This window comes from Vreelandella nigrificans, assembly GCF_002374315.1.
Lineage (GTDB): Bacteria > Pseudomonadota > Gammaproteobacteria > Pseudomonadales > Halomonadaceae > Vreelandella > Vreelandella nigrificans.
Window position 1 is genome coordinate 1 of sequence record NZ_NWUX01000016.1, and the last position, 24,397, is coordinate 24,397.

The window sequence follows — 24,397 nt, forward strand, 5'->3', positions numbered from 1 at the left end:
TTTCTGAGGCCGCTGTGCTTTATCTGCGCGGCAATCCAGGTGCACAAAAGCTGTTGCAACGCTTCCAGAAACGCATGAGTAAAGCTAAAGCTTTATCGGCTCTGGCCCACAAGTTGGGGCGTGCGGTCTATTTCATGTTAAAGAACGAAAAGGTGTTTGATGAACAACGCTTTTTAACGAGTTAGTCACGCAGCAGGATGATGATCAATGTCTAACTGGATCATCAAGGAGTGTGCTGAAACCGGGTGTCTGCTGACTGACTTTCATATCTAAAACCCGACTTCTACACCCAACTAGAAGCCCGTCGCTTTGATTATCCATCCTGCTGGCGTGCACCAATACCCTGAGCGAGTGGGCTTACACCGGCTCTGAACCTGAAACTAACTGGGACTATAAAGTAACCCGCTGTTTGAATAGGACAGATGCTGGTTAACCGATGAATGTCTAGTGCCCCAGACCAACCTGCAAGGAGCAACCCGGTTTGGCAGTGGTGAACTACCACGTTAGAGAGCCTCAATAGGTGTTTGCTGTAAGCCACCAACAGCCAACGATGACAGATGAAGTAGGATCACTGGCTCAGGGACTTGATATTGACCGCTTACGCGGTCAATAAAAAATGCTGCGGCCTATTGACAGGCAGAAGGCTCATAGGTGTTAGCTTTTTTCACTTTGTTTGCCTAATACATAATTTACGAAAGCACTGCATGCAACGAGCATAAACTTAGCATCGCTATAGCTTATTGTGCTTTCTTCTAACAGTGCGTGGCGAATTCCATCTGAGTCACTGGTATAGCCATACAAACTTGATAGCGCTTTCTTGAAAGCGGGATGCAACTTGTGTTTGGTCTCAATGGTGTTCAATGCATTACCAAGCGTGGCCTTGGAGTTTCCAGAAACTGCTACACAAATTGACTCTATCGCACTTATTGACTCTTTGATCGAGTTTCTATAATCAGGTGACTTACGATCTGATAACAGCGCGAGAGCAGTTTGCAGATGTTTTCTTGCTCCGGAGTGTTTTGTAGTCGCGTCAATCGCAGATTCAATACTCTCTAACTCTTCAGCGCTTGTTATATCAGTTAGCTGAATTCCAACAAAACGGTAAGCCGAAAGCTCTTTTTCCAATATATGGTTGCAAAAATCAGTGAATTTTTTTGCAAGACTTTCAGGGCAGTTCTGGGCGGTAAACTCAATAAAATCGTAAACCTCGTACCACTCACATTTAAAGAAATACTCTCTTACACGCCTATGAGCATCATCAAGGTAGCTAGGTAAATTATCTAAGGGCCTTTTAAAGAGATTGTGCCAATAATGCTGGAACAAACCATATACATTAGAAGATTTAAATGTCTGGGAGTAATGGTTATATTCAATTTGCTCCCATATACAAATATGTAAAGCATTCCAAAGCCCATGCCTGAGAGCATCGTCCATTCCGTCCTTCTGAACAGAATCACGAACAATTGATAGCCCTTTCCTCTTTGAAAATAGCACACTTATCTCCTACGGAAGCTAACCGTTTTATTCATGCGCATGCGCGTTTTTCTGGAAAGCCGTACCCTGCCAACAGGTACCTAAATTACTGATAGAAAAGGGTTGAATACTATTTTTTCTCGTAAGTCTCGTGAGAAAAATGCGCATGCACATTAACCTTCATGATCATTTTTTCAAAATGGCACATAAGCATACAACGCCTTTTTATAAACTATTGTTTTACCAAAACTTACAGCATACTTTCCCAGAAATATGCGCACTCATATTACAACCGCCACCAGAAAAACGCGCATTGTGAGCTGAGCGCTCCGTAAATATATGGTTATAGAGAACATCAGCTCAGGGTCGTTAGCAGCCTTTACACCCTACACCCCACTAAATTCAACCTAGCACAGGCTACTTAAGTGGGCTGGGTTTCTTAAGCGCTACATTTCAACGTTCTTTATGTAGTGAAGAAGCTATAGATATAAAGCTCAATCTACCCGGGTCACTCAAATTACAAAAACAGAGGCCTGCGAGAAATCGCAGGCCTCTGTTTCCTGTCACCTACTCCTCCGGCCTTAGTGCTTTCTGGCTGGGTGGGCTGCCTACTTTCACTTCGCTGAGGTCCTCTTGGGCCAGGCCGCGGAACAGTGAGAACATCATGGCGAACACCAGAATAAACATCGGTAGGCCAACGACGGTAATCACTTCCTGCAGTGCGCTAAGCCCCGCATCGCCAGCCAGCACAATCAGCATGGCTGCTAGCATGCCCTCAGAGACACCCCAGAATACTCGCTGGTGCCAGGGGCCGGGGTCTGGGCTGCCGGTACACAGCATATCAACGACCAGGGAGGCGGAGTCTGATGAGGTGGCAAAGAAGATGGCGACGATCACTACCGCTAAGCCCTGAATCAAAGTGGCGGCTGGGAAGTTTTCGAAAAACGCGAACATGGCGAGGGGGATGCTTTCGCTGACAGCCGCGGAGAGTACCCCGGCTTGGTCTCCCATGGCTGCCCGGGCTTCGGCCCCAATCCCGTCTATTTCCATCGCTGACCAGCCAAAGATGGCAAACCAGACCAGCGTAAAGATGGAGGGGGCGAACAGCACCCCAAGGACAAACTCACGGATGGTTCGCCCGCGTGAAATACGCGCCACAAAGATCCCAATAAAAGGCGACCAGGTGACTGTCCAGGCCCAATAGAACACTGTCCAGCTGCCTTGCCATCCCCAGCCGGTGCCGTCATTGCTGGTGTAGCTCGCCAGTGTGTCATTCCAGAACGCCATGGGTAACAGGTTCGATATGTAGAGGCCAAAGGTCTCGACCACGGCACGCAACAGGAAAACGGTCGAGCCGGTAAACAGCACAAACACCAGTAGGCCGACGGCCATCCCAATATTGATATTGGAGAGCCGTTTCACACCGGCATCCAGCCCCGCAACGATGGACCCCACGGCAACGGCCGTTAGCACGGCGATGATGATCACTTTCGTCATCACTGCATCCGGCACACCAAATAGCTCAGTTAGCCCTGCATTAATTTGCTGGGTGCCCAGGCCAATCGAAACCGCCACACCAAACAGGGTGCCGAGAATGGCAAAGATATCGAGGGTTTTGCCAATAGGGCCGTAAATGCGCTCGCCTATCAACGGGTAGAAGACCGAGCTGAAACGCATTGGCAGGTTGTAACGATAGATAAAGTACGCAAACGCCAGCCCAGGCATGGCGAAAATCGCCCAGGTATGCAACCCCAGGTGGTAGATCGAAAAGCTCATGGCATCGTCGGCGGCGGCCACCGAGAAGGGCTCTACACCCGGCCTAGGGGGAGCCGTAAAGTGGGAGATCGGCTCAGCCACGCCCCAGAACATTAATACCGTGCCGATACCACCGGCGAACAGCATGGTGAACCAGGAGATGTTGCTATAAGCCGGCTTGGCATCATTGCCACCCAGGCGAATCGCCCCGTAACGGCTAAGTGCCACCCACAGCAGGAACGCCACCCAGCTTGTCACCCCTAAAATAAAGAACCAACCAAGGTTGGTCACAATCCATTGCCGTCCTGCGCCGAAGGCTTCGCCTATTGCGCCTGGTGCAATCAAAAGCGCCACCAGGAAAAGAATCATGATCCCTGCGGATGTGAAAAAAATGGTGGGATCCGTTTTGAGGCCCAGCTTTCTCGCAAGTGCATCCATCGTTACGTCTCCCCGTGTTGTTATGCCCTGTCTTAAAGCTGGTCTTAAAACCGGCCTTTAAAACTAGCCTTTAAAGCTCTAGCCTCTAAAACTCTAGCCTTTAAAACTCTAGTCTCTAAAACAACGTAGGAGTTATTTGCTGATCATGCCAAGCGCTCTGCTGATTAGTAGCAGCTCAGTGAATAGGTGTGTGGTTTGGCGGGTTAAGGAAGTAGCCGGTCTTTTATCTGTAAATAGTGGTTAGGTTGGCTTAATCTTCTGGTTTTTTGTACTTTGGTGGGGTTTTTGCGCTGTTCATTCCTGGGCTGTAGCTGCCTTCGGTAATGGGAGTGATCACGCCTGGGTGATAAGCTCTTAGACCTGATCAATCCGACCTTTGAGGCAAACTCACCGTGAGCAGAAAGATGTGGCTGCGCGCCCTGGTTGTAGCATCTCTGACGATGCTGAGCCTTTTGGGTCTCTGGTGGTTATGGCATTGGCAATACAGCCAAGCTGAAGCGGATGCCCAACGCCACGCCAATAATCGCCTGGCTCTCTATACCAGCAGCCTGCAAGGCGCGTTAGAGCGCTTTACCTATTTGCCTGGGTTGCTGGCCCAGCAGCCTTTAATTCAGGCTGTTTTGCGTGAACCCAGTGATATCTTCCTGTCTCCGGTCAATCAGCATCTGGCACTGGTAGCTGAGCGCTCAGGCGCTGATGCCATTTTCCTGATGAATCAACAAGGGGTCACCCTGGCCAGTAGCAATTATGAGCTCGATCAAAGCTTTATCGGCCATGACTATCGCTTTCGCCCCTATTTTTTTGATGCCATGCAGAGCGGCAGTGGTGAGTTTTTTGCGATAGGTAGCACAACCGGAGAGCCCGGCTATTTCACCTCTTACGCTGTCACGCTTTCCGATGATACTGGCGCTGAGGGCGTTCTGGTGGTGAAGGTTTCTCTGGAAGCGCTACAAGATGATTGGCGCCGAGCGCAAGAGAACGTCATTTTGTCGGATGCCAATGGCGTTGTGATACTTTCCAGCCGCGAGCAGTGGCGTTTTCGGCACATTGATGGGCTTTCTGAGGATGCTTTTGCGCAGATTGATGCCCAGCGCCAATTTCTTGATAAGCCGCTTTCGCCACTAGGTCAGCGCCTACGTGACGATACGCTGGTAATAGGTGGGCAGGGAGTCGGCGAGCGTTTTCTTGTCACTTCCTTGCCGCTTTCCACGCTGGGGTGGTCGATGCATTATCTGAGCCCGGTACGGCCGCTTTATACCAGTGCCCGTAACCTGCTTCTGGCTGGCCTAGTCACGCTTTTGGCGCTCCTGCTGTTTGGTCTGTGGCTGCGCGAACGGCAAAAACGTCAGCATATGCGTGATGCTCAGGCAAAAATGATCCAGCAAACCAATATTCTGCTTGAAGAGCGTGTTCAGGAGCGCACTCAAGCGTTAGAGGATGCCCAGGCCGAGCTGGTTCAGGCGGGTAAGTTGGCTGCTTTAGGCACCATGGCGGCAGGGATTGCCCATGAACTCAACCAGCCGCTTTCTGGCATACGCACGTATGCGGCCAACGGCGAGCGGTTGCTGGCGCTTGGCCGCCTGGATATGGCAGGTGACAACTTTCAACGTATCCAGGTATTGAGTAAACGTCTGGCCCGGTTAATCGAGCAACTCAAGCTCTTCGCCCGTAAGGGCGGGAGCCGCGACAGCGTCAACCTCCAAGCCAGCCTGGACTTTATACTGGAGCTACTGGAGGAGCGTTGCCAGCAGCAGCAAGTGCGTTTGGAGCGGGACGGTGACTGGCAGCAGCCACTGCTGGTGCGTGGCGATGAAGTTCGCCTTGAACAGTTGCTCACCAACCTGCTGGGTAATGCTCTGGATGCTTTGAGTGACACATCAGGCGGTATAATTCGGTTGCATGCGGAGGTAACTCCAGAGCAGGTGCTATTAACTATTCATGATAACGGTCCTGGTTTGCCTCAAGACGTTATTGAGCAGATGTTCGATCCGTTCTTCACCACCAAGCCGGTGGGCGAGGGGCTGGGGCTGGGGCTATTTATCAGCTACGGCATTGTTCAGGATCTTGGCGGCAAGCTTAGCGCTGGCAACCACTCCGCTGGAGGAGCGTGGTTTCGTCTGGCGTTACCACGTGGTGAGGAGACATCTTTATGACCCAGTCATCTTCTACTCCTTTCTCTCGCATATCCGCCACCTCTCTGCCCGTTTGGTTGGTAGAAGACGAAGCCGATGTACGCGACTCTCTCAGCCAGTGGCTGGAGGTCTCTGGATTAGAGGTACGGGCGTTTTCGCGTGCCCGCGAGGCGCTCAAGGCACTGCAGAGCGACCAGCAGTGTGGTGTCTTAATCAGTGACATCAAGATGCCCGAAATGGATGGTTTAGCGCTGTTTGCCGCCGTGCAAGAGCTTAACACGCCGCCCCCGGTGATTCTGATTACAGGCCACGGCGATGTCCCAATGGCCGTTGCAGCGATTCAGCAAGGGGCCTGGGACTTCGTGCAAAAGCCCTTCGACCCTGAGCGCCTGGAAGAGTGTGCTCGTCGGGCACTGGAGCATCGCGCCCTGGCGCTGGAAAATCTGCAGTTGCAGCAAGCGCTACGCCAGAACCATCTGAGTACGCGGTTACTCGGGGATGCTTCGGGCATGCAAGCATTGCGGCGCCAAGTGGAAAACCTCGCTGCCAGCCGCGCTAACGTGGTTATCAACGGGGAAACTGGCAGCGGCAAAGAAGTTGTGGCCCGCGCCTTGCACGATTTTGGCACCGGTAGCCAAGGTGCCTTCGTGGCGTTGAACTGTGGCGCCATGAACAGCGAATTGATCGAATCGGAGCTGTTTGGGCATGAAAAAGGGGCCTTTACTGGAGCAGGAGAGCGGCGCATTGGCCGACTGGAAGCCGCCAGCCACGGCACCCTGTTTCTGGATGAAATCGAGTCACTGCCGCTGTCCGCCCAGGTCAAACTACTGCGCGCACTACAGGAGGGGGAGATCACTCGGCTAGGCAGCAACCAAGTGATCCGCCTCCATCTGCGGGTGGTAGCGGCAAGTAAAGAAAACTTGCTGGAGATGGTAGCGAAGGGCGATTTTCGCGAGGACCTCTATTATCGCCTGGCGATTGCTGAGCTAGCGATTCCCCCCTTGCGTGAGCGCCGTGAGGATATTCCGTTACTATTTCGCCATTTCTGCCATCAAGCTGCCGAGGTTCACGAAAGGCCCTTGCGCGAGCCCACAACGGAGCTACTGACTGCCCTTAGCAATCATCGGTGGCCAGGTAATCTCCGCGAACTGCGTAATATCGCCACGCGTTTTATTCTGGGGCTGGACCTGCCCTGGCAAAGTTCGCCCAGACCACCACACCAAGCATGTGCGCTCTCTGCACGCATGGAAGCATTTGAGGCGACCGTCTTGAAAGAGACGCTCCAGCGCCATCAAGGCAACATTCAAGCGGTGCTTGATGAACTCGACCTACCGCGCCGCACGCTCAATCAGAAAATGCAGCGCCACCAGTTACGCCGCGAAGACTTTCTCGTGCCCTAATTATAGGATCGATGCATCGGCCATTTTTTGCCGATGAGGGCAAAAAGCATCGGCGAAAAATGGCCGACGGTAGTGCCGCTGTCTTCGCCTTTTGTCGAATAATAAAAAATATAACAAATTGATTTATATGCGTTTGTTTAAAATTGGCTGGCTTCTCGCTCTATGGGAAATGGAGTAGTGATTACTCCAACAATTCCAATAAGCTGGGAGCAACACCATGCTGAAACGCCAATTTCTCAAAACTGCACTTTGCCTCGCTACCGCCGCTGCACTAGGTGTCAGTGCCTCCGCTGTTACCGCCCAGGAACCCGCCGAGGGTGGCCAATACATCATGGGTACTGCCACTACCGGTGGCACTTTCTATCCGGTAGGCGTTGCGCTGTCCACACTGATACGTGTCAAGCTCGAACCCACCCACGGTATTTCTGTTTCTGCGATCAGCTCGGCGGGGTCAGCAGAAAACTTACGCCTAATGGATGACAACCAAGCCCAGTTCGGCATTCTTCAAGCGCTTTATGGCGCTTGGGCGTGGACCGGTGAGGGGCCGGTGCCCAAAGCCTATGACAATGTGCGCTCGGTTTCTATGTTGTGGCAGAACGTCGAGCACTTCGTGATGCGCAACGCACTGGTAGAAACCGGTACCATTGATGATTTGGCCAAACTGTATGGCCGCGGTTTTTCTATCGGTGCGCGTAATTCCGGTACCGAGGGCTCTGGTCGGCAGATTCTTGCTGGTCTGGACATCGACCCAGAAGAGATGAATATCGCCTACCTGGGCTACAGCGCAAGCGCTGACTCTATGCAAAACGGCAATATTGACGGTATGAATATACCGGCAGGTGTTCCGGCTTCCGCTGTGACCAGTGCCTACGCCAATATGGGCAGTGACATCACCACCCTGAACGTGACCGCTGAGCAACTTGAGCGCATCAACAGCCAGTATCCGGTGTGGAGCGCTTTTGAAATTCCCGCTGAGACCTATCCCAGCCAAGACGCGCCAATCAATACCATTGCCCAACCCAACATCCTGGTGGTTAACGCCGATGTTCCTGAAGAGCATGTGTATCAGATCACCAAGGCCATGTTCGAGAACCTTCCGTTCCTGAATAACATCCATCCTGCAACCCGTGATATGGCACTGGAAAAAGCCCTTGAGGGCCTGCCGATGCCACTGCATTCCGGTGCGGCACGCTATTTCCAGGAACAAGGCATTGAAATTCCCGAGCACCTTCTCGAAGGCTAAAGGCCTATCGCCCTGCATCTGCCTGGCATAAGCCGGGTGGATGGCCTCCCTATATGCCTTACCTAGTTTTATGAGGTACACCATGAGCCATTCGACACCAGATACGGTGCGCGATGAATCCGCAAGCAACGCTATAGAGCGCCTTGAGCACCCTTGGCTTGGTAAAATTCTCAGCCTGTTTGCCATCATCGTTGCCTTGTCGCATATCTATTTCAATACCCTGGGCACCGTCTCAGAGATTTGGGTGAGTGCATTACACTTCGGCATGTTTGGCCTGCTATGCGCTCTTTCCGTGCCTATGTTTAAGGCACGCTCCGCTAGCGGCCAGCGCCTGTTACTCGCGATTGATGTGTGTCTTGGCCTAGCCGCCCTAGGCTGTGCGTTTTACTTGATCGGTTTTGAGGATGCGCTCTATGCCCGTGGGGTGCGCTTTTCGCTGGCCGATTGGATCGTGTCGATTACCGCTTTGGCACTGGTGCTCGAATTCGCCCGCCGCACTACCGGCTGGTTCATCCCACTACTATGTATCATTGCGCTGACGTACGTTGCTTGGTGGGGACGCTATGTCGGCGGGGTATTTAATTTTCCAGGGCTGAACTGGGAAACTGTCTTGTTTCGCAGCTTCCTCGGCGGCGACGGGATGCTGGGCTCGATTGCGCGAATCTCCTGGTCCTATGTGTTTATGTTTATTCTCTTCGGTGCCTTTTTGGTACGTTCCGGCGCTGGAGAGTTCATCATCGAGTTAGCACGTTGTGCGGCGGGGCGCTTTGTTGGTGGCCCAGGATTTGTAGCGGTATTTGCGTCGGGGCTTATGGGGTCTGTTTCCGGCTCTAGCGTAGCCAATACGGTCTCCACCGGTGTGATCACTATTCCGTTAATGCGTAAGGCAGGTTTTCCACCACGTTTCGCGGCCGGTGTTGAAGCTGCAGCGTCAACCGGGGGCCAGCTAATGCCGCCGGTGATGGGGGCGGGTGCCTTTATCATGGCCTCTTATACCCAGGTTTCTTACCTCACCATTATCGGTGTTGCGGCCCTTCCTGCACTGCTGTATTTCCTCTCGGTGGCCATGTTTGTGCGCATTGAAGCCAAGCGTAGCGGCGCCCAGCATATAGAAATGGAACAGGCCCCTAAGCTGATTGATGTACTGAAGGGCGGTTGGCACTACCTGCTGCCACTCGTGGTGCTGGTGGTGGCGCTGATCAATGGGTTCACTCCCACCTACGCTGCTGGTATCGCTATCGTGTCGGTGGTAGTTGCCTCCTGGTTGTCGCGTACTCCCATGAAGCTGCAGGCGATCATCGACGCCTTGGTGTTGGGCACCCGCAATATGATTTCCACCGCAATTTTATTGCTGACGGTTGGGTTAATCGTCAATGTGGTGTCGACGACCGGTATCGGTAATATCTTTTCGTTGATGATTTCAGATTGGGCGGGCGGTAGCCTGTTAATCACCATGGTATTGATCGCGCTGGCCTCTCTTGTGTTGGGCATGGGCCTGCCGGTGACCGCCGCTTACATCGTATTGGGCACCCTGTCGGCACCGGCGCTGTATGGTTTGATGGCAGAAAGCCAGCTGTTGGAGCTGATCATGAATGGTGCTCTGCCTGAGCAGGCACGGGCGATCTTTATGCTCGCAGCACCTGATGCCTTGGAAGCACTGAATGCCCCGATGGATGCCGCCAGTGCCCAGCAACTGCTGGCCGTGGTACCGGATGATTTCCGTTCACAGCTCTATGAACAAGCGCTTTCGCCGCACACGATATCAATGATGCTGGTGGCAGCGCACATGGTGATTTTCTGGCTCTCTCAGGACTCCAATGTGACCCCGCCAGTGTGTCTCACCGCTTTCGCGGCGGCAGCCATCGCCAAAACGCCGCCTATGCGTACCGGTTTTACTGCCTGGAAAATTGCTAAGGGTCTCTACATCATTCCCTTGCTGTTTGTGTGGTCGCCAATCATTACCGGAACGCTGACGGAGATGCTGATCGTGTTTGCCTTCGCGCTGTTCGGTATTTACGCCATTATTGCAGGGCTGGAAGGCCACCTGGAAAGCGAGTTGCCCTGGTGGCTGCGCTTGGCCATGTTCCCAATAGGTGCCTTGATGCTATGGCCTCATGGCTCCTTAATGATGGACTTCTTAGGCTTAGCGCTGTTTTTGGTCACTTTGGTGTGGAGTGCCAGACGTGACCGCCTGCCAGTTCATACCATGGCCTGACACCGAGTTCCTGGCATCAAGTTCCTGACATCGAGTTCCTGACACTGAGTTAGAGTACAGCGGGATGCAGAGAGAATACGGATAGCTATCCAGAGAGATGCCCAGAGGCGCTGATCAGCTCTTTGCGGAGTACTCCTGTAAAACGCCACCATCAAAAGATGGTGGCGTTTTTATGTCGCCGAGTTCTACCGCGGGTATGTCATCCTGCGGCGGAACGGCGCTTTTTAATTCGGTACATATGGCTGTCTGCATAGCTTAGCAGGGTATCGGCATCTTCCCCGTCGATGGGATAACAGGCAACGCCGATACTACAGGATGGCATCTTGATGCCCTTGAAGTCAGCACCCAGTGGCTCGTTCATGGCCATACGAATCTTCTCCACTTTTGCCACAACAGCATCAGCAGACTGTATCTCGGTTAATAGAATCGCGAACTCATCACCGCCCATCCGCGCCACCGTATCTGTCTCCCGCACGCAATCTTCCAGCCGTTGTGCCACTGTGCAGAGCACACCATCGCCCACGGCGTGTCCATGGGTATCATTGATCATCTTGAAGTCGTCAATATCCAGAAACAGCAATGCCAGGCTGTTTCGATGGCGATGGGCCGCACTCAGGCTCGCTGCCAGTCGATCATAGAACAGCGACCGGTTGGTCAGCTTGGTTAGCGGGTCATGGTGGGCAAGGAAGCGCAGCTCCTCCTCGGCTTGCATAAGGGCTGTCACATCCCGCGCAACTCCGATGCGAACCCTTTCCTCTGCGTACCATCGGGCCGACCACAGAATATGTACGATACTGCCATCCTTGCGGATATAGCGGTTGCGAAAATCAATGTGAGGTTGGCCCCTCATGACACGGACAATAGAGGCCCGGGTAGCTGCCAGATCATCAGGATGCATATAGCGGGTAATTAATGTACCGATCAACTCGCTGGAGCGGTAACCAAGCAATGACTCACAGGCATCACTCACAAAAACGATCTGGTTCTCCTCATCAACAACGAAGACGGTGTCCAGCATCAGATTTATCAGCTTGGGGGAGAGTGCTTGTAGGTTAACGGCCATAGGCTAGAGCCATCCTTTTAGCATTCCACGACTATAGAGCAGTCGCGAAGAGAGGTGCAAAAAAACCTGTCAACGTTTAAGAGGCTGACGTTTAGTCAACATGAGTGATAGGGGCACGGTCGGGGTCAACATACCACGCTAGGCCAAGGCGCGTATTACGCTCCAGTTCAGCAATGACTTGGGCTCCCAGCAATAAGATGATGGCCCCTATCTCGAGGCTGAGCAGTACAATCACCAGCGTTGCCAGGGAGCCGTAAACAGCGTTAACGAACGAGAGATGGGTGAAATAGTAGACCAGGAGTAGCCGTACGCCCTCCCACAATAGTGCTGCCACAAAACCACCCACCACCGCCCGGCGTAAAGCGATACGAACAACCGGGAGTACTTTATAAATAGCGCTGAACAGCAAGAAAACCCCAATAAAACTACTCAGGTTAAGCACCGGCTCAGAAAAGCCAGCAAACGGCAGTTCTCGTTCAAAGAGCGCCATGATCAGTGTATTGAGTGAGCTGGCCAGGGTGATTGCTAGTGTCAGAGCCATTAGCCCAGCACCTAGCACCAGCATAAAGGCGTAAGGCAACATTACGGAAACCCAGGCGCTGCGCTTGATATGGGGGCTCTCTGGCGCGTGGAATATAATCGCCAGGGCATCTTCGAGCATGCGAAAGGCGAATGAGCTGAAGAGCAATAGGATAGGAAAGCTAAGCAGGCCGATTACGTCGCGTGAATCCAGCAGGCCGCGGACAGCGTCCATCAGTACTTCGGCATGGGCCGGTGCTAAGTGGCGCGCTTGCACGGCAAGCACACTGAGCAAGTGCTGCTCATCCACTACTTGTGTTAACAGCACGACCAGAACAGCGAAGAGCGGCACGATGGAGAGAAGAATATTGTAACCGACCCCACCTGCAAGCAGGATGCCGCGGTTCTTCAGAAAATGGCACAGCACACGCCAGGCGAATTGTGCCAGCCGAGGCAGCAGGAGAAAAACGGCATTGAGTCGTGTGTCGTTGCGTGCCATCGCTTGCTATTCTCCTTATACACCAACGCTATGATACGCCGATGGTGCGGCTTAATAACAGCCATGGGCGATCCAAGCATTGGCAGTTTGAGCTTCAAGCGGTATCACCCGTTGTGCGACGACTGCTCTCAGCGGCGTAGAGGTATAATGTGTGGGCAACCGCCTTTAAAGTCGATCTTGGTCACTGAGTGGCCCAAGTGATTGATTACGCCTCTTGGGTTGCCACGCAGATAGATGTTAGCAACGGACGGGTTATTAACTACTTGAGTAAGCATGCCCAGTTATCAATCAATGCAATGCTCTAGGAGTAAGCCATGAAGAGACAGTGGTTAGGTTACTTAAGTTTAGCGGCAGTATGGAGTGTCTTACCGTTACAGTTCTCCCATGCTGCAGACGTGCTATGCGAAGACAAAACTCTTAACTTACGTCAGCAACTTGAATATGCCCAAACCTACGATAACCAGCAGCGCATTCGAGGGCTTCAGCGCGCGTTACAATCCATCGAGAAGAATTGCACCAATGAGCGAGTACTTGCAGAGGCTGCTGAAAAGGTGCGGGAAAGCGAGGAAGAGGTAAGTGAGCGCGAGTTAGAGCTTGAACATGCACTTAGAGACGGTGACGAAGATAAGATTCAGAAAAGGCGTGAGAAATTAGCAGAAGAGGTACGTGAGCTTGAAGAGCACATCCAGGAGCTGCATTCGTTGCAGCATCGCCTTAACGAATAACAAGCCTAGGCGTGTGCTCTTATGATACGCCGATGGTGCGGTTTAACAGCCATGGGCGGTTCATGCGTTGGCGGTTCGAGCTTCAGGCGGTATCACCCGTTGTGCGACGACTGCTCCAGAATATCCATAAAGCGTTGCCGTGCGGCAGGTGGGAGGTTATCAGGCAGGTCGTCTTCGGTCGCGGCGGTGTCGCCTACCTGGATCAGCATTACCATGCCCATAGTGTAGTGCGGTGAGCACTTGATTCCCCAAATGCCTTCTTCATTGAGTGTCACCTCAATTTCCTCGTTGATATTGCCGATAAACGCTTCTCCACCCTCGGGGATCATCTCCTCAATAGTGGCCGCATTGTGGCCAGAGTGGGTGGCCAGAAATTTCACAGTATCCCCAGGTTGGATAGCCAAATAGCCGGGTGAAAAGGGCATCGGGCCGGTGTCGTCGCGGTTGAGCATCTCGACAGTATGGGTTTGAGGGGCGGCTAACGCAGCGAGCGGTAAAAAGGCAATCGTCAAGCAACCAATCGCGAAGAAACCAAGCGATACGAGTCTAAAGAACATCTTCATATTGAGTGAATCCGTTGGAAAGAAATAAGCGATGCGCCACCGGCGGGGTCGGGAACAATCCGGGCGTCGACGGAGAATACATGGCGCATAAGGTCGCTGGTGAGAATGTCGGCAGGCGGGCCCAGGGCTACCTTTTTTCCTGCTTTCAGCACCATTACGCGGTCACAGCGCAGCGCATGGTGAATATCATGGAGCGCGATAACCGATGTCACCGGCAGCGTTTTGACCAGATCGAGAATAGCCAGCTGGTGATGAATGTCGAGGTGGTTGGTGGGCTCATCAAGCAGCAGTAGTTGTGGCGATTGCGCATGGGCACGGGCGATGTGTACGCGCTGGCGCTCGCCGCCTGAAAGCGTGTTCCACTCACGTGTGCTCATGGCTTCCATATCCACTGCCCGCAGCGCCTGGTTCACGGCAGCTTCATCGTCTGCTCCCCAGGGGCTTAGCGCGGTTAGCCAAGGTGTACGCCCCAGCTCCACCGCATCGCGTACCGTGATGCGGTCTTCAGTCTCGGCTTGCTGAGAAACCAGGGTGATCAGCCGGGCAATTTGGCGTCGGCTCATCTGCTGTATGGGCTTGCCATCAAAGCATATTTCACCGTAGGTCGGCGTTAGTAGGCCTGCCAGCATACGTAGCAGGGTAGATTTTCCCGAGCCGTTGGGGCCAATCAAACCGAGGGTTTCGCCATGTCGGACGCTGATATCGACATTGCTGACGATGGGCTGACCTTGGACCGACCAGCCGATACCATGGGCGTCGAGGATTGCGGTGTGATTCATCGCCGACGCCCCCGCACCATAATAAAAGCGAATGCAGGCGCACCGACTAGGGCAGTGATCACTCCTATGGGCACTACTTGGCCGGGAATGATAATCCGCGAGACCACATCAGAGAGAATTAGAAACACCGCGCCAGCCAAGGCCGTTGCAGGCACTAACTGACGGTGACGCACCCCAACAACAATCCGGCAGGCATGGGGCACCACAAGGCCGACAAAGCCAATGGCTCCGGTGATTGACACCATGACGGCGGTGACCAGTGCGGTGGTACCAATCAACAGGACTTTCGTCCAGCGCAGGTCGATCCCCAGCACGGCTGCGTTTTCGGCGCCGAAGGTGAAGGCGTCCAGGGTGCGGACATGCCATAAAGCCATGCCCACGCCAAGCCCTGCAATGGGAAGCGCTAGCCATGCCTCGGGCCAGCGCACACCCGAAAGACTGCCCAGCAGCCAAAACATAATGCCGCGTGCCTGTTCCGCATTGGCGGACTGAGCGATGACAAAGGCCGTCAGCGCATTGAACAGTTGCGCCCCTGCGATACCTGCCAGAATCAACACCCCGGCACTCTTTACTCCTGTCCCGCCACCCGACATATAGGCGAGTAGTGCGACGAACGCGAAGGCGGCCAACGCTCCGGCAAAGGCCCCAACGGACATCGAAATCACCCCCGCACCAATACCTGCGATAGTGACCATGACGGCGCCCGTCGAAGCACCCGCCGAAATCCCCAAAAGGTAAGGGTCGGCCAGTGAGTTGCGCAGTAGTGCCTGAAGCACCAGGCCCGAGAGCGCCAAGCCTGCGCCACAACAGGCTGCGACAACCGCCCGTGCCATACGGTAATGCCAGATTACCGCTTCATCCACGCTGCCAATATGGCGATCGCTCAGCCCCAGCTTGGCGCTGAGCACATCAATAACCGTCGAAAGTGGTATCTGCGTTTCACCGACAGCCGTACCGAACAGCAGTGCTGCCATCAACACTAGCGGTGTGATAAACAGCCATGACGTTCTAGTAAGCCGTGGCGCGTCAGTACGCATCATTCTGAAAAATCAAATTCAGCGAGTTTGTCTGCGAGGGTCTCCAGCGCAAAGATCGAGCGAACCGAGGGGTCCATTGCATGGGCATCGATCTCAATGATGTGGTCATGCTTCACCGCTTCGGTGGCTCTGGTGACAGGGTCGGCGTAGAGGAACTCACGCTTAACCTCGATATCGTCGGCCGGGAATCGGCGACGGTCCATTTTGGCAGCGGCGATAAAGGTAGGGTTACTACGTGCGATGGTTTCCCAGCCAACGGTGGGCCACTCTTCCTCAGAGGTCACCACATTGCGAATGCCCAGTTTGGACATCATCCAGCCCGGTACGCTGTTGATACCTGCCACATAGGGGTCAATGCTGAGATCGGCAGAGGAGTACCAGAAGACACCGCTAAGGTCTGCGGGTAAGGAGAGACGTTCAGCCTTCGCGACTGCGGCATCTTCACGTGCCTGGAGGTCAGTAACAACGTCATCGCCGCGCTCGGCAACGTCAAATATGTGCGCTAGCGTCGCAATGCTCTCGTAGAGCAGCGCGGTGTCGAAGAGATCGGTTCGAATGCCATCCATGCTTTGGTTATTGTCTTTACCAACGCATTCGGTGGGCAGGGTCCACACAGGGATGCCAGCATCATCAAACATTTCCGGGGTGCCCACCATGCCTGAGGGGCCGACCATCCACTCATAAGCCGAGATCACCAAGTCAGGCTGTTTAGTGATAACACTTTCATAGCTTGGCGCGTTATCCGAAAGCCGCTCAATTTTGGCATCAAGCTCGGCAAACTCCTCCAATACTGGGCTAATCCACAGCGCAGTTCCCGCTACTTTATCGCCAAGGCCCAGCATATAGAGCATTTCAGTGGGGGCCTGGCCGATACTCACCACGCTTTCAGGTGCTTGTTCTAAGGTGATCTCGTGCCCACAACTGGTTAGCGTGAGGGGGTATTCGGTGGAGGCGTAAGCCGCCTGTCCAAAGCCAACAACACTCGCGGCGATTGCCGTGGTCAATCTCAACATCATGTACACTCCCGTGCATGATGAGCGTAGCGCCCAGGCAGGTAATACTGTCGGGCCACTTTGCTCGATTAAGTAACGTGTCGGCAGTTCTCCTGACTGGCGGGTCATGGCTAGCTCGCCTTCCCAGACAATGCGTCCAGTGGCGTCATTGAGCATCGCTCTCCGCCTACAGTTGCGGGGGCAGTTCCGTTTCGCGGGTAAGCCGCGGTGGATTCTCTATTAAGTTCCGAGGAACACCGACGTTGGCTATTCTAGGTCGCGGGTAAAGGGTGAACAATGCAAAGCGATGAAGATATGCCGATACTCAAGCACGCTGGCATGTGAAATTGCTTGGGCAGCCTACTTTTGCTCTTGCCTACAGTGATGGGTTGAAACATCTATCTATGGGACGGTACGTTGAGTAGTGGCTCTTCCTGAACTGGTTGCAAGCTATCAGGCGATATCGAGGGCAGCCATTCGGCACAGTTTCCAAAATAGGCATATCTGGCCCAGCCCTCTCGCGTTCCGACAACAAATAAGCGCAACTTGGCGCGACTAACCGCGACATTTAATAGATTTGGGGTGGCCGATGCCCAGTCTTTAGCGCCAGCCTTCTGTGGGTTTCCGCCCAGCACTAAAATAACTACGTTGGCTTCCTTACCCTGAACCGTGTGGATCGTGCCAGCTTTTACGCCAGGGTAGCTCGCCGCCAAGTGGTGCAGTTTCTTGACCACAGTACGAAAGGGCGAGATGAGGAAAATATCTTTATTGGACACCTCTTGTGCGATTAGCTGCTCGATTAACGCTTTTGCAGCGCGGCCTTCGCCGGGTATCCAGTGGCCATCGGCCTGCTCTGGGGGTACATCGATCCAGGCGCTTTCAAAAAGGGAGCTCTCCGAGGGAGGCTTGCCATGCACCATGGCATTGTCATAGGCCACCTCGTTGCAGATCTCGAACATGGGACTATCGCAACGGCGGTGAACCAGCAGTGGTGCTCCTACCCAGGTCGTACCGATAATACTGCCATATATGCTGGCTTGGTCAGCCAGTGCCTGGGCCGAGGTGCTGCCTGGCAACCATGCCATGCTGACATCTAGGCTTTCCGCAAGTGAGCCCTGCAGGCGGTCGGGTACTGTCACAACTGGGGTTAACTGCAAAGGATCGCCGACCACCAGCGCGGATTTGGCTCGCCAAAGAGCGCCTGCTGCTTGCTGTGGCGCAGCTTGCCCTCCTTCATCAACCAACAGCCAGCCCAGGCTCTCACGGCCCAGCTCTGCAAATTGCCGACCAAAAGAGGCAAACGTAGTAGAGACGACCGGAACCAAGAGGAACAGGCTAGACCAGAGGCTTTCCGCGACTCCTTCGGGGAGGTCGCCAGGGGCTTTGCCACGCAATAGCTGCATCATGCCACGCAGGTTGTTCTGCAGTGGTTTTCCTGCATCGAGAACAAACGCATCATGGAGATCCAGAGCCGCTAGAAAAACTCGGACACGAGCAGCCTCCCATTCAGGGTCTGCCCATGGCGAAGCAAGCTCCTTGGTGTGTGAAGACTCAACGAGAAAGCCTGGTGCTAAACAGTAGTGGTGGCCGACCTTTTCACAATAGGCATTGATCGTTTGGCTGGCCGCTTGGGCTTTCTTCTCTGCCGCTACCCGCGCTGCCTGCTGGTGGGTAAGTTGATCGCGTATTTGCTCACAGCGTGTGATTGCTTGCTTGGCCACGGCTTCGCTGGATTGGTACTGCTGATGCTCAGTAGCAACTGCTTCGATTAGTGCTGAATGGCTTAATTGTTGCTCTGCACGGTTGCAGGTATCGAGAGCCAGCGCCTTGCGCTTGAGGCACTCTGACACTTGCTGGCGCACGGTCATCTCTTGGCTGGATAACGTGCGTAGCGTGTCTTGCCATGTGACCACGCTGGGTAGGCGACGCAACCACTTGCTCAGCCATCGCTTAACAACGCCTGGGCCATCCTCGTGGCAACGTTTAATCTGTTGTTGCACCCCTTGGAGTGAGTGCTCAGCGGCCAAGCAGTAGGTTTGCTGGCTCTCCACATCGCGTTCGGCAGTCTTTAAGGCGGCTTCCCTCTCGCTCTTCACTCGCAATAACGCACGCTCGAATGTCGCTTGGTGATCATCCCGTTGTTCAATGGTGCTTGTTTGATACAGCTCCGCTTGGGCCAAGGTTTCAGTCAGTGCCTGTTCGTGTTGCTGTAAGGCCGCGATCTCCCGCTGGGTCTTTCCCAGGGCCATGATCGCTTGATAGACATGTTGCCGTTCATGTCGACAGCGTTTTTCTTCATCAAGCGCTGTTTGGAAAGACGCCACCGCCTGGCGCCAGCCGGGCACGCCCTCTGGTCGAGGTCCTTTGAGCAAGTCGGGAATATGTAAGGGTTCTCCTTCGGCTTTCTTTTTCTCCCAACCCCAGAATGCGTCAGCAAAGGCTGTTTTGTTCTTGCTCTTCCCCAGGCATGCCGCTAAGAGCGACCAGGACTCTCCAGCATCGCCCAGCAAGCGGGAGCCAATCTCGGTGAAGGGACTATGCTTCCGATCGCCCCACTCAGGATCAACATCGGCCGCTTTCGGAAACTCCAAGGTGACGTTTTCGACCGCACCGTTATTGCTGGATGCCACTACAATACCGAAGTTGAGTAATGAGGCATCCAAGGGGGCAAAAAACTGCCGCCATTCACCGCTTTGCCAAGCAGGGCGAGATTTTTCAAAGGCATCGGAAGGGGAGGTAAAGCGTGCTAATGCCTGGGCACGTTCAACGATGATGCCTGCCACCACGTCTTTGAGCAGTGTCGTTTTACCCGTGCCTGGTGGGCCATTCACCGCCATGAGGCCGCTTTTGTTCCCCCCTAACCCTCGCAGTGCTTGGTTGACGGCGATTTGTTGGCTGAACACTAACGGATAACGACCTTTTGTAGGCCACCGCCCCGGCGGATACACCGCGGGGTTAAGTAGCTCCCAGGCTTCTTGATGCTCTTTGCGCAGGTCGATATGTGTCGGAGGGCGTTTACCTAGGTAATGCGCTAACGCTGCGCCAATATCACCGGTTTCAGCACTGCGCTGGACTAATGCAAGATCATCCAGAAAAAGGCTATTGAGCATCTCTAACGCAGCGGTTAGGCGGGCACTAGGGGGTTCCGTCTCTGGGTGTACGTCGTCATCCTCTTGTACCTCTTTTGCTATCGGACGGCGGACGCACTGTACCCGGCATATCGTGGGTGCCAGCGTTTGCGTGTCAAGCCCAAGGTAGTCAAATAACCACGCCAAGAAGTGAGATAGGTTCTCTATCGTTAGCTCGGCGCCTGAAAGCTCACTGGCAAAGCGGTCATACACCACGCCTTCGGCATCCGCAAAATCCTCGGTTCGTAGCGCATCAGCGTGTAGCGTGGTGCGTCCTTGTGCTGCCTGTTTACGTAGCGCACCAAAAGCCCAAGCAAAGGTTGATAACACCAATGTGTCGGCGATCACACGGCCTGCGCTATCTACTTGAAAGCCGATGGCGGATGTTCCAAGTGGTTGGCGCTCGTCGCGCACTACATGATCAAAATCATCCCCAAGCCAAGACTCGATTTCTAGGCGCGCGGTATTGATGTTGATCAGTCCTGCATAAACACCATAGGCCCACTGCTCGCGATGATTGTCATGGGTGAGCCTGAGTGATGTCTGGGAGCAACGATGCTGTGCATGAGGGTGGTTGGGCTGCCAGGGGAGGGCGTCGCTGGAGTCAGTGCGAATATCGTAAATCGGTTCACGTTCATCGCGTTTAGGATTGGTCTTGGGGAATGAGGTGGGTGTCAGCCATTCAACCAGACGCCAAAAGGCTACTATATTGCTGGGTGTCCCCATCGATGCACGCTCCTTGTCCTGTCATTGTTGTCCTGTTATTGGGGCAACCCCCTAAGCACCAGCCGCTCACACCCGCTTTATCGAATGAAAACGGTTGTGTCTCACTTAGTGAGATGAACTCGTGAATTTGTCTTGCTATGTTCTAGCTCACCTAGACAAATAACGATAAACATAATGCCTGTAAATAAAAATATCACCTCATCAGGCCCTGCCACGCTCGTTCACGCTATGCAGATACTGCAGGTTACCGCACGTGGCGGCCACCGGGGGGCGAGTGTAGACGATTATCTGAATGAGTTGAGTTTCAGCCGCCCTACGCTCTACCGGTTGCTAAAAGGTCTCAAGCAGCAAGGATTCCTGCGTTCCTCACCCATTCGTGGGCGTTATCTGCTGGGCTATGAGTTGCTAGTGCTTGGTGCTCAGGCGGGCAATGGCGCTGGGTTACGTGACTTGGCACGACCCAGGTTGCTGGTGCTGGCGCAATGCTGGGGAGACAGTTTCTATCTGTTTGCCCGAGATGGCTTCAACGCTGTCTGCCTGGAAGTACAGAACGGCGCTTATCCGGTGGGGAGTTTCGTCAGGGCGACAGGCGGGCGTTTGCCGCTAGGCGTCGGTCAAGCGTCGATTGCCTTGCTCGCGTATCTCGGCTCGGATGAGCGAGGCGAGATTCTCGATCATAACGCTGCACGGTTGCTGGATGATTACGCGATCGCCACCGCCGATGTCGAAGCCGAAATTAGCTATTTACTGCAACATGGCTACGCCCGCGGCGTTGAAGGTTCTCTGCTCCCGGAATACTGCGGCTTAGCCATTCCCATCCTCGACCATAGTGGACACCCCTTGGGGGCTATGAGCTGCTCGATGCTCAAGTCTCGCATGACAACGACTCATAAGCTGGAGGTGCTCCAAGGCATGCAGGAAGAAGTCGCCGCTATGGTTAATCAGGCCCATGGCCTGCTGTATCTGGATTAAATCGTCATGCCACAACCCTCGCATCCCTCCCATCAGCGCCTTTGCGGCTGGAACGCTTGGCTACCGAAACGCCAGCCGCGCCCCGCCTTGTGTGGCCAAGCTGAGGCGGATGTTGTCATCATCGGGGCCGGCTACACCGGCTTTGCGGCAGCCACGGCTTGGCAGCAGGCGCGGCCCGCAGACCGCATCAAAATTCTCGAAGCTGACCAAGTGGGTGAAGGTAGCCCTGGGCGTAACTCTGGTTTCATGCTGGAAATCGCTTTAGCCAATGATGCTCGCCCCGAAGAGCTTGAGCGCATGGAGAAACTGAACGCGTTAAGCCGACAAACCATGGCGCTACTGCGCGAGCGTGTCGAACGCCTGGAAATTGACTGCCAACTCGAACGTAGCGGCACTTATCGAGCTGCCCGTAGTGCGATAGGTCAGCGTGCCTTAACCCAGTATGCAGCTTTTCTTAACGCTGCTGGCCTTTCTTACCAGACCTTGAACGGTAGCCAACTGGCTGAGCGGATTGGGACGCGCTACTACGCCCAAGGCATTTATTCGCCGGACTGCTATCTGGTGCAGCCCGCGGCATTAATTGTTGGTTTAGCAGATTCATTGGCGGCTGGCATCGAGTTGCATGAGCACTCCCCCGCGACCCAGATTGTGCCTGATGGCAATAAGTGGCGTGTTATCACGCCTGACGGAGAAGTGGCAGCAGGGCGGGTAATACTCGCCAATAACGCCTTTTCCCGTGCATTAGGCGCCGATCCCGCTCGGCTAACCGCTATTTATACCTATGCCGCTATTACCGAACCTTTGCCTGAGCTTGAACGACAACGCATTGCTGCGACGACCTGGGGGCTGCTACCCGCACACCGCTTGGGTTGTACGCTGCGCACCACCGCTGATGGACGTTTGATGATCCGCTCGCGTTACAGCTATGAACGCGAAGCCGATAACGCCCGTATTGAGGCCGAACTGAAAGCGAGCCTTGAGGCACGCTATCCCGAACTCACCCCTGTGCGCTTTGACAAGGTTTGGGGAGGGACCACCGGGCTGACCTATAACGGTGCGCCACTCTGGGGTGAGATCCAGCCTGGTTTGTATGTGTCGGCGGGGTGCAATGGCGGCGGCATCGTCAAGGGTACTTTCCTTGGCGATGCCTTGGCTCGCCATGCTCTGGGCCAGCCGGTCGAAAATATAGCGTCGTTATTCGGCAAGGCTAGCTGGATGCCGCCCGATCCCGTGCGTCGGTTGGGTTTCTACCTGACCAGTGAAATGGAGCGCCGTAAGGCAAAGCACGAAACCTGATCCCCCTTCACCATTATAAAAAGAGAGATGACAATGGATCCTCAAGATCATATTGGGCTGCTGTCCATCATGCCGGCGGCGTTGGCCATTGTGCTGGCATTTATTACTCGCAATACCGTTTTCTCGCTGGCCGTTGCCTGTTTCGTTGGGGTAATTACTCTGGGTAATGGCTTGATGGGCTTTCCCACGCTGTTAAAGGAAACCCTGGGCACCACCAGCTTCTCCTGGATACTGCTGTTGGAACTTTTCATTGGCACGGTGATCGCGTTTTTCCAACGCACAGGGGCGATTCAGAACTTTACCGCTTGGGTGGAGCGTCGTGCTTTATCGCGGGTGCGGGTTCAGTTGGTCGCTTGGGTGATGGGTATGTTCGTTTTCTTCAGCGACTATTTCAGCCCCTTATTTGTCGGTAGCACCATGCGTGGCCTGACGGATCGGTATCGGGTTTCGCGGGAAAAACTGGCCTATATCGCCGACTCCACTTCGGCCCCGGTGAGTGTGATGGTTCCGATTACCGGCTGGGCGGTGTTTATCTCTGGCTTGTTGATTGGCATGGGGCCTATCGAAAATGCTGCCCAGGCGATGGGGGTGTTTCTACATGCCGTTCCTTTTAACCTCTATGCATGGCTCTCGGTGCTGGTCGTGGGACTGGTAATTGTCGGTGTTATTCCACTCTTTGGGCCGATGCGAGAAGCTGAGCGTCGAGCTCGGGAAGAGGGCAAAGTACTGCGTGATGGGGCAGAACCACTGGTGGGCGAGGAACTAACAGAGATTCCGCCTTATGAAGGGGCACGCACCAACCTGTTCTGGAATTTTTTCGCCCCGGTATTGGTAGTAATCGGTGTTGCCGTGGGCACCTTTATCGTGATGGACTCGGCCAAGACCATGGAGGCATTTCTGGCAGCTGCTGTGTTTCTCGGTATCGTTATGCGCCTTCAGGGCATTCCCTTCAATGACATTATGAAAACCTCGATGGCGGGTATGAAGGGAGTAATGCCAGCCATCATAATTCTGGCGCTAGCCTACTCGTTGAATCAACTTTCCAAAGACATGGGCACGGCCAGCTATATTGTTGAGGCTACTGGTGGATGGCTGACACCGGCGCTACTGCCAGCAATGACATTTCTGATCGCTGCTGTTATTGCCTTTTCAACCGGTACCTCTTGGGGCACTTTCGCTATCATGATGCCCTTGGCTGTACCGCTCGCCTTCAACTTTAGCAGCGATATGATTACACCGCTGGTGTATGCCACGGTGGCAGCAGTGGCGGGTGGCGGTGTCTTCGGGGATCACTGCTCACCGTTGTCGGATACCTCAGTGCTTGCCTCAACAGGGGCTGCTTCTGACCATATCGACCATATCAAGACGCAAATTCCCTTTGCGCTTGCTGTTGCTACTCTTTCCTTAGTGGCTTACCTGTTGCTCGGTCTTACGCTGTAAGC

The 24,397-nt window shown here is 54.1% G+C and carries 16 protein-coding genes, 2 pseudogenes and 1 riboswitch; of the genes and pseudogenes, 9 read left to right on the forward strand and 9 right to left on the reverse strand.

Annotated features, from left to right (window positions below; translation table 11 throughout):
• Nucleotides 1-185 (forward strand): annotated as a pseudogene (locus CPA45_RS15665) (IS110 family transposase); the annotation flags it as partial.
• 469 nt (nt 186-654) lie between these two features.
• On the opposite strand, the gene CPA45_RS15670 reads toward CPA45_RS15665, so the two are convergent.
• Both CPA45_RS15670 and CPA45_RS15675 read right to left on the reverse strand, forming a co-directional pair.
• Nucleotides 655-1,494: an AbiJ-NTD4 domain-containing protein gene (locus CPA45_RS15670; RefSeq protein ID WP_096653079.1), complete on the reverse strand. Its 840-nt coding sequence runs from the start codon at nt 1,492-1,494 to the stop codon at nt 655-657.
• A 546-nt stretch (nt 1,495-2,040) separates the two neighbouring features.
• Nucleotides 2,041-3,666: a BCCT family transporter gene (locus CPA45_RS15675; RefSeq protein WP_096653081.1), complete on the reverse strand. Its 1,626-nt coding sequence runs from the start codon at nt 3,664-3,666 to the stop codon at nt 2,041-2,043.
• A 392-nt stretch (nt 3,667-4,058) separates the two neighbouring features.
• On the opposite strand from CPA45_RS15675, the gene CPA45_RS15680 reads away from it, so the two are divergent.
• From CPA45_RS15680 to CPA45_RS15695, 4 genes are all read left to right on the forward strand, one after another.
• On the forward strand, nt 4,059-5,819 hold the full coding sequence (locus CPA45_RS15680; protein WP_244287628.1) for a sensor histidine kinase: 1,761 nt from the start codon (nt 4,059-4,061) through the stop codon (nt 5,817-5,819).
• Nucleotides 5,816-7,198 carry a sigma-54-dependent transcriptional regulator gene (locus CPA45_RS15685; RefSeq protein WP_096653085.1) on the forward strand — a complete coding sequence of 461 codons (1,383 nt, stop codon included), beginning with the start codon at nt 5,816-5,818 and terminating at the stop codon, nt 7,196-7,198. The genes CPA45_RS15680 and CPA45_RS15685 overlap by 4 nt, the downstream gene beginning before the upstream one ends.
• 217 nt (nt 7,199-7,415) lie before the next feature.
• Nucleotides 7,416-8,441, forward strand: a complete 1,026-nt coding sequence (locus tag CPA45_RS15690; protein ID WP_096653087.1) for a TAXI family TRAP transporter solute-binding subunit — start codon at nt 7,416-7,418, stop codon at nt 8,439-8,441.
• Between the two features lie 82 nt (nt 8,442-8,523).
• Nucleotides 8,524-10,656 carry a TRAP transporter permease gene (locus CPA45_RS15695; RefSeq protein WP_096653089.1) on the forward strand — a complete coding sequence of 711 codons (2,133 nt, stop codon included), beginning with the start codon at nt 8,524-8,526 and terminating at the stop codon, nt 10,654-10,656.
• A 199-nt stretch (nt 10,657-10,855) separates the two neighbouring features.
• Here the strand turns inward: CPA45_RS15695 and CPA45_RS15700 are convergent, their stop codons facing one another.
• On the reverse strand, nt 10,856-11,719 hold the full coding sequence (locus tag CPA45_RS15700) for a sensor domain-containing diguanylate cyclase (protein ID WP_096653091.1): 864 nt from the start codon (nt 11,717-11,719) through the stop codon (nt 10,856-10,858).
• A 91-nt stretch (nt 11,720-11,810) separates the two neighbouring features.
• Entirely contained in the window at nt 11,811-12,737 is a 927-nt protein-coding gene (locus tag CPA45_RS15705) for a YihY/virulence factor BrkB family protein (RefSeq protein ID WP_096653093.1), read from the reverse strand.
• Between the two features lie 314 nt (nt 12,738-13,051).
• Between CPA45_RS15705 and CPA45_RS15710 the strand changes: the two genes are divergently transcribed.
• Complete coding sequence (locus tag CPA45_RS15710) at nt 13,052-13,462, forward strand: DUF1090 domain-containing protein (protein WP_096653095.1); 411 nt, start codon at nt 13,052-13,054, stop codon at nt 13,460-13,462.
• A gap of 92 nt (nt 13,463-13,554) precedes the next feature.
• Here the strand turns inward: CPA45_RS15710 and CPA45_RS15715 are convergent, their stop codons facing one another.
• The 5 genes and pseudogenes from CPA45_RS15715 to CPA45_RS15735 form a co-directional block, all read right to left on the reverse strand.
• On the reverse strand, nt 13,555-14,025 hold the full coding sequence (locus CPA45_RS15715) for a pseudoazurin (RefSeq protein ID WP_244287629.1): 471 nt from the start codon (nt 14,023-14,025) through the stop codon (nt 13,555-13,557).
• A 257-nt stretch (nt 14,026-14,282) separates the two neighbouring features.
• A pseudogene (locus CPA45_RS15720) lies at nt 14,283-14,804 on the reverse strand (ABC transporter ATP-binding protein); the annotation flags it as partial.
• Nucleotides 14,801-15,844, reverse strand: a complete 1,044-nt coding sequence (locus CPA45_RS15725) for a FecCD family ABC transporter permease (protein ID WP_096653099.1) — start codon at nt 15,842-15,844, stop codon at nt 14,801-14,803. The pseudogene CPA45_RS15720 and the gene CPA45_RS15725, both read right to left, overlap by 4 nt.
• Nucleotides 15,841-16,962, reverse strand: a complete 1,122-nt coding sequence (locus tag CPA45_RS15730) for an ABC transporter substrate-binding protein (protein ID WP_244287630.1) — start codon at nt 16,960-16,962, stop codon at nt 15,841-15,843. The genes CPA45_RS15725 and CPA45_RS15730 overlap by 4 nt, the downstream gene beginning before the upstream one ends.
• Nucleotides 16,920-17,108: riboswitch (cobalamin riboswitch) on the reverse strand. Its footprint overlaps the gene before it by 43 nt.
• Before the next feature lie 123 nt (nt 17,109-17,231).
• Complete coding sequence (locus CPA45_RS15735) at nt 17,232-20,687, reverse strand: AAA domain-containing protein (RefSeq protein ID WP_096653101.1); 3,456 nt, start codon at nt 20,685-20,687, stop codon at nt 17,232-17,234.
• Between the two features lie 174 nt (nt 20,688-20,861).
• On the opposite strand from CPA45_RS15735, the gene CPA45_RS15740 reads away from it, so the two are divergent.
• The 3 genes from CPA45_RS15740 to CPA45_RS15750 are packed head-to-tail and all read left to right on the forward strand — an operon-like array spanning nt 20,862 to nt 24,395.
• The gene (locus CPA45_RS15740; RefSeq protein WP_244287631.1) at nt 20,862-21,659 is read left to right on the forward strand and encodes an IclR family transcriptional regulator; all 798 of its coding nucleotides are present in this window, start codon (nt 20,862-20,864) and stop codon (nt 21,657-21,659) included.
• Between the two features lie 6 nt (nt 21,660-21,665).
• Nucleotides 21,666-22,955, forward strand: a complete 1,290-nt coding sequence (locus CPA45_RS15745; RefSeq protein ID WP_096653105.1) for an NAD(P)/FAD-dependent oxidoreductase — start codon at nt 21,666-21,668, stop codon at nt 22,953-22,955.
• Nucleotides 22,956-22,988: 33 nt separating this feature from the next.
• A complete protein-coding gene (locus CPA45_RS15750) occupies nt 22,989-24,395 on the forward strand; it encodes a Na+/H+ antiporter NhaC family protein (protein WP_096653107.1) in 1,407 nt (468 codons plus the stop codon).
• Nucleotides 24,396-24,397: the final 2 nt, after the last annotated feature.

Bases quoted from the DNA above. Each gene is read 5' to 3' on its own strand.
- CPA45_RS15675 (WP_096653081.1), bottom strand. From the start codon at position 3,666: ATGGATGCACTTGCGAGAAAGCTGGGCCTCAAAACGGATCCCACCATT.
- CPA45_RS15685 (WP_096653085.1), top strand. From the start codon at position 5,816: ATGACCCAGTCATCTTCTACTCCTTTCTCTCGCATATCCGCCACCTCT.
- CPA45_RS15690 (WP_096653087.1), top strand. From the start codon at position 7,416: ATGCTGAAACGCCAATTTCTCAAAACTGCACTTTGCCTCGCTACCGCC.
- CPA45_RS15695 (WP_096653089.1), top strand. From the start codon at position 8,524: ATGAGCCATTCGACACCAGATACGGTGCGCGATGAATCCGCAAGCAAC.
- CPA45_RS15700 (WP_096653091.1), bottom strand. From the start codon at position 11,719: ATGGCCGTTAACCTACAAGCACTCTCCCCCAAGCTGATAAATCTGATG.
- CPA45_RS15705 (WP_096653093.1), bottom strand. From the start codon at position 12,737: ATGGCACGCAACGACACACGACTCAATGCCGTTTTTCTCCTGCTGCCT.
- CPA45_RS15710 (WP_096653095.1), top strand. From the start codon at position 13,052: ATGAAGAGACAGTGGTTAGGTTACTTAAGTTTAGCGGCAGTATGGAGT.
- CPA45_RS15715 (WP_244287629.1), bottom strand. From the start codon at position 14,025: ATGAAGATGTTCTTTAGACTCGTATCGCTTGGTTTCTTCGCGATTGGT.
- CPA45_RS15725 (WP_096653099.1), bottom strand. From the start codon at position 15,844: ATGATGCGTACTGACGCGCCACGGCTTACTAGAACGTCATGGCTGTTT.
- CPA45_RS15730 (WP_244287630.1), bottom strand. From the start codon at position 16,962: ATGACCCGCCAGTCAGGAGAACTGCCGACACGTTACTTAATCGAGCAA.
- CPA45_RS15735 (WP_096653101.1), bottom strand. From the start codon at position 20,687: ATGGGGACACCCAGCAATATAGTAGCCTTTTGGCGTCTGGTTGAATGG.
- CPA45_RS15740 (WP_244287631.1), top strand. From the start codon at position 20,862: ATGCCTGTAAATAAAAATATCACCTCATCAGGCCCTGCCACGCTCGTT.
- CPA45_RS15745 (WP_096653105.1), top strand. From the start codon at position 21,666: ATGCCACAACCCTCGCATCCCTCCCATCAGCGCCTTTGCGGCTGGAAC.
- CPA45_RS15750 (WP_096653107.1), top strand. From the start codon at position 22,989: ATGGATCCTCAAGATCATATTGGGCTGCTGTCCATCATGCCGGCGGCG.